This window comes from Oleiphilus sp. HI0080, from assembly GCF_001635135.1.
On sequence record NZ_LWFU01000539.1, the window covers coordinates 1 to 5,592 of the forward strand.

Consider the following 5,592-nt stretch of genomic DNA (forward strand, 5'->3'; position numbering starts at 1 on the left):
GCCAAAAAAGGCGCTTCAGCGCAGGCAGAGAGGGTTAATCAGGCTGAGGCCAAAGCATCTCCTCAGCCGCATCAACCAGTGCCCATTAAATCTGGGCAGGATAGTGTCCACGCTGGGCCAGCAGTAAGAAAACTCGCGCGCGAGCTTGGTGTTGAGCTGGATCGGGTCAGTGCAACAGGGCCTAAGGGCCGAATTCAGAAAGATGACTTGAATGCCTACATAAAAACTCAGGTACAGGCAGCTCAAAGTGGGCAGGTGGCGGGAGTCGTTAATTCTCCTGAGCTGCCAGACTTCACTAAGTTTGGTGAAATCGAAACGCGAAAGATGGATAAGTTGCAGGTTTTGACTGCGCGCAATATGCAATCTAGTTGGAGCAACGTGCCGCACGTCACTCAGTTTGATGAAGCTGACATTTCAGAATTAGAGCAATTTAGGAAGTCGAAAAAATCAGATGCTGAGCAAAAAGGCTTGAAGTTGACGCCGTTACCGTTTCTGATCAAAGCGAGCGCACATGCCTTGCGGGATTTGCCGCAGTTTAATGTATCGATCGATCTCGCGAATCAACAGATTGTGCAGAAGCACTATTATCATATAGGGGTCGCCGTAGATACGAACTATGGCTTGGTCGTTCCTGTTATAAAGGATGTGTTGAGCAAGGACCTATGGGAAATTAGCGCCGAGCTCGGTGATTTGGCAGAAAAGGCAAAGGCTCGAAAACTGTCCCCTGCAGATATGCAAGGTGCTTGCTTTACCATTTCAAGCCTAGGCGGTATTGGAGGCACGGCGTTCACTCCTATCGTTAATCAGCCCGAGGTCGCGATTTTAGGCGTGTCGAAAGCGCAAATGAAACCGGTATATTTCGGCGAAAAGTTTGCTCCACGGTTGATGTTGCCACTCTCGCTCTCATATGACCACAGAGCCGTAAATGGAGCTGACGCGGCTCGATTTACCACCCAGATCGCAAAATATTTGTCGGATATTCGAGAACTTTTGTTTTAAACTGTTAGAAGTCCCGCAATAAGGCAATAGAACGATAAGGGCAACGGTATATAGCTATGGAGTTTCAAACTCGATTCATTCGGCATGAAGACCGCCGAATCGCGCGGCAAGCGTTAACTGGCAGGCACGGTTTCAGAGCGAGCGTTGCCGTTCTCGGTAGCGAGGTGGAAGCCTCGCTCATCGACTTTTCGAGTATTGGTTTCGCGGTTGTTATCGATGCAAGTGCTCGGCATGATCTTGCTGTCGGTGGTTCGATCAAGTTGCGCGTCAGTCCAATGATTGATCACGAATATGATCTTTATGGTTTGATTATCGATTTGCGCGAGGATCGACACGGCAACACTAAAATATCCGCCGTTATTGAGCACGAACAAAGCAACCCGCATGGAAATTTTCACCCAGTTACTCTTAGCCCTGAACAGAGTCTAAAAGGGCAACTCGTTCACCCTTTTGCTTACAAGCAAAGCTCTTATTTCGAGGTTGAAAGTCTTTCTGCTAACGGCTTTTTTGCTTCAAATATAAATTCAGATTTTACGTTGTTTAGCGGCATGAAAGTCGAGTTCAGCCTCGGTACTGTTCATGGTTTACAAAAGGCGATTGGCACGGTCTCCAATATCAGCCTGACAGAGGATAACCTGATTAGTTGTTTCGTGGCTGTAGAGGCGTTTCCTAAGTTAGCGCAAAAAGAGTTATCTCAGCATTGTTTTCACTTCGCACAAAAGACACCTCAGGAAATAAAGCTCTCTGGGCTTGAAGCGACAAGTATTCAAAACTTCGTACAGTATCGATTTGTAGAAACCCAAGCAGAGTATGAGGCCGTGCTAAAACTTCGTAGAAAGTCCTATGCCAGGTTGGGGCTGTGCGATAAAGATGAGCCCATTGCGCGCTTTGCGTTGGAACAAGATGCCTATGGCCGGATATTGATCGCTTTTCACAACGCAAGGGTGATAGGTTCCGCTCTCTTAGTGTTTGGTGAGCGCACCAACAAGCCTCTTGAGCTCGAATCTGTTTTGCCTCGCACGAGCTTCAGTCTTTTGCCTGATTACGGGCAAATCATGGAAATTACCGAAGTTTGTATTGAACGCCATTATCAGGATACGGATGTTCTGCAGGGTGTTTTTGAAAGTATGTATCGAGAAGGATTAACGGCTGGCAAGAACTACATTTTAGTGGGCAGCGCTCCCGAATTTGTTCCTCGTTATGAATATATGGGCTTTAAGTCTTTAGGTTTGAGTTTTCAGAATCCGAGGAACGAAGATGTGCTCATGCAGGTAATGATGCTCGATAAAGAGACTGGCATTTGTGGGAAAGGGATGGGGCCTGTCCGCTGGTATGAGGTTTGGGGATACGTCAGTATGCATCTATATCAAAGACGAGTGGTGGAGTACAGTTCTTGGCAGAAACTACGCGTTCAGTTAAACAAGGCGCTTTATGAAGGATATGAGCGGTTTAGAAAACTAAAACAAACGGTGGGTTAAACGACGACTTTTCAGTCGTCGTTTAAGGCTTATTATGCAGGTGTTACGTTCTCTGCTTGCGGGCCTTTGCGACCCTCGCCCTCTATAAACGTAACATTTTGACCTTCAGACAGTGTTTTAAAACCATCTCCATCAATGTTACTAAAGTGAACAAACAGGTCGGGACCACTTTCTTGCTGAATGAATCCAAATCCTTTTGATTCGTTGAACCATTTTACGGTTCCGGAACGCTTATCTGACATTTATCAAACCTTTAAAAACTGTGTATTGGGCAGTTTGAACACAAGAAAAAAGTGGGGGTGTTGAGTCCTTAATTTTTATTCTCGTGTTCCACTAGTTCGAGCATATATTGGATTTGTTACTCGAATATTTATAGTTTAGTAAAAAAAACGCAATTGGCCATGTTCTATATAACCTTTTGAAATTAGAAATCTTCTTGTGGCGCGCAGCAATTGGCGGTTAAAATCGCGCACAGCATTTTGGCTAGGCGTTTAAGATCATGAGCGCTTGGCCTATACTTTGGATTCTGTCGGTTTCCTCCTAACACATATAACGAACGAAGAGGTGTTACGTGAAAAAAATGGTAATAACTATCTCTGCTGCGCTGGCTCTTGCTGCTGTAGCATTAACGGCGACAGCCGCAATGGATGACGCAAGCATTCGAGAGCGCACTATGCCAGTAGGTAGTGTATGTGTAGAGGGCGAGGATTGTGGTTCCGCTTCTGCGGCAGTGGCTTCTGGTCCGCGCGACCCTGAAGAGTTGTACAACGGAGTGTGTGCCGGTTGCCATACGACGGGTGCTCTGGGCGCGCCTAAATTAGGTGACGTGGCTGATTGGACCGCTCGCATGGACAAGGGGCTTGATCAAGTTATTGCAAACGCGATCAATGGTATTAATGCCATGCCTGCTAAAGGAACGTGTGCGACTTGTTCTGATGACGATATCGCAAATGCCGTTAAGTACATGGTTGATAACAGCAAGTAAACAAAGATATAAAAAAAGCCCGCTCAATTGAGCGGGCTTTTTTTTGTCTGAATTAGTTGTCTCGACTCTCTCTTTTTCGAGGTTGGCGTTTTGCGGGGCGTTTTCTCTCTGAATCCGCACTTCCGTTTTGCGGAAAAGCCGCTGAGAGTTCAACCATTTTCATCGGTCGTTGTGCAACTCGTGTCTTTTGAAGAGTTTTAAGCAGTGCTTTTGGCATTCCGTCTGGTAAGTCTACCGTTGTCATCGTGTCATAAATTTCGATTTGGCCAATGTAGTCACTAGAGAGATCTGCGGCATTCGCGATCGCAGCGACAATCTGTCCCGGCTTTACTTGGTCCATGTGGCCTACCTGAATTTTGTAGCGTTTAAGATCAACATCAGGGAACTTTTGTAGCGGAGGAATTGGTCCTTCTTTCACTTCTTTACGTTCTCGTGGCCCTCGATCTGGTCGTTCGGATCGCTCCTTGCGCTCTGGTCGCTCCGACTCTTTTCGACGCTGATCTTCTCTCGGGTCGATTAATAAGTTGCGACCACCTTGTGAAAGCTTCGCAAGCGCCGCCGCGACAATAGCGGGATCGACTTGTCGCTCTTCGATCAGTTTATCTACTAGATCTTGGTAGAAACTGAGGTCGCCAGCTTCTACGGTTTCCATGATCTGTTGATTAAATTGCTCTATACGCAATTCATTAATTTGTTTGGCGCTTGGTATCTCCATACGTTCAATGGTTTTTCCTGATACCTTTTCGATAGAACGCAACATCCTTTGCTCTCTTGGCGCAACGAAGAGGATAGCTTCGCCAGAGCGTCCGGCTCGTCCGGTTCGTCCGATGCGATGTACATAGGCTTCGGTATCGTATGGGATATCAAAGTTTACAACATGGCTGATTCTTTCAACATCTAAACCGCGCGCGACAACGTCGGTTGCAACCAGAATATCAATGTCACCTTTCTTCAGGCGGTCAACGGTTTTTTCTCGAGCCGCTTGTGGAATGTCACCATTTAAAGCTGTAGCAGAAAAACCGCGGGCACGAAGCTTAGAGCTGATGTCTTCAGTTGATACTTTGGTTCGAACAAAAACAATCACCCCTTCGTGTTGCTCTACTTCAAAAATTCTGCAAAAAGCGTCAAGTTTGTTTAGGCCTTTGCACATCCAATAACGCTGACGAACCGTGCTTGCCGTAGCATTTTTTGACGCGATCTTGATCAGTGCTGGATCATTTAGATGCTGGTCTGCGACACGCTTAATCTCTTTTGGCATGGTCGCTGAAAATAACGCGATTTGACGTGAATCGGGAGTATGTTCAAGAACCCAGTTAACATCATCGATGAAGCCCATGCGCAGCATCTCATCTGCTTCATCAAGTACGAGTGTTTTAAGGTTGTTAATTTTAAGGCTACCGCGTCGCATATGGTCCATAACTCGACCTGGTGTGCCGACAACAATTTGAGCGCCCCGTTTTAATTGCTTTAATTGAATGCCGTAAGCTTGACCACCATAGATGGAGAGTACGTTTACGCCATTTAAATATTTTGAGTAACTTTCAAAAGCTTCTGAAACCTGGATCGCCAATTCGCGCGTTGGTGCGAGTACAAGCACTTGCGTATCTGAATTTTTAGGGTCGATTTGAGCCAGTATTGGTAGAGCGAAAGCGGCCGTTTTACCCGTTCCTGTTTGAGCCTGTCCGAGAACATCTCGTCCCTGCATGAGCGTTGGAATAGCTTGTTCTTGGATGGGGGAGGCGTGTTCATAGCCTAGTTCTGATATAGAGCGCAGAAGAGCATCTGGAAGTCCCAGATCATTGAAGCTGTTGGAAGCTTGGGTCACAAAAATTGTCCTCGTTGGGATAGGGGGGTCTAAAGAGGGCGCGAGTATACTTGTTCATGACACAAAAAGCCCTGATTATTTTTTAAACAATTGTGTCGCTTCTGTTGCCCATTGCAACCACGCTTCTTCTCCAATTATTCCCCTCCTTAAAGTGATGAACGGGAAGCGTTGCGCTTCTTGCTGTTTTTCAGGGAGTGCGTGGTAGGCCGCTTCGATTCCGCGAAGCTTTTCAAGTATGTGTTGATGCAGGGCGATATGCCTCTGCAGTTCTTCAAAAATACTTTTCTCGTCTCCCGCTGCTGTGC

General features: G+C 46.5%; 5 protein-coding genes and 1 pseudogene. 3 read left to right on the forward strand and 3 right to left on the reverse strand.

The genetic code is table 11. The annotated features are described in order from the left end of the window. Positions 1-999, forward strand: a 999-nt coding sequence (locus A3751_RS11675) for a 2-oxo acid dehydrogenase subunit E2 (protein ID WP_197466293.1), incomplete at its 5' end; no start/stop codon positions are given. Between the two features lie 56 nt (positions 1,000-1,055). Next, positions 1,056-2,477 carry a hypothetical protein gene (locus A3751_RS11680; protein WP_068456109.1) on the forward strand — a complete coding sequence of 474 codons (1,422 nt, stop codon included), beginning with the start codon at positions 1,056-1,058 and terminating at the stop codon, positions 2,475-2,477. 32 nt (positions 2,478-2,509) lie between these two features. Here the strand turns inward: A3751_RS11680 and A3751_RS11685 are convergent, their stop codons facing one another. Then, on the reverse strand, positions 2,510-2,719 hold the full coding sequence (locus A3751_RS11685; protein ID WP_068456112.1) for a cold-shock protein: 210 nt from the start codon (positions 2,717-2,719) through the stop codon (positions 2,510-2,512). 338 nt (positions 2,720-3,057) lie between these two features. Between A3751_RS11685 and A3751_RS11690 the strand changes: the two genes are divergently transcribed. After that, on the forward strand, positions 3,058-3,462 hold the full coding sequence (locus A3751_RS11690; RefSeq protein WP_068456115.1) for a cytochrome c5 family protein: 405 nt from the start codon (positions 3,058-3,060) through the stop codon (positions 3,460-3,462). Positions 3,463-3,514: 52 nt separating this feature from the next. Here A3751_RS11690 and A3751_RS11695 read toward each other — a convergent pair whose 3' ends face one another. Together A3751_RS11695 and A3751_RS11700 are read right to left on the reverse strand one after the other, a co-directional pair. Beyond that, positions 3,515-5,287, reverse strand: coding sequence for a DEAD/DEAH box helicase (locus A3751_RS11695; protein ID WP_068456118.1), 1,773 nt, complete (start codon positions 5,285-5,287; stop codon positions 3,515-3,517). 75 nt (positions 5,288-5,362) lie between these two features. Beyond that, positions 5,363-5,592 (reverse strand): annotated as a pseudogene (locus A3751_RS11700) (PadR family transcriptional regulator); the annotation flags it as partial.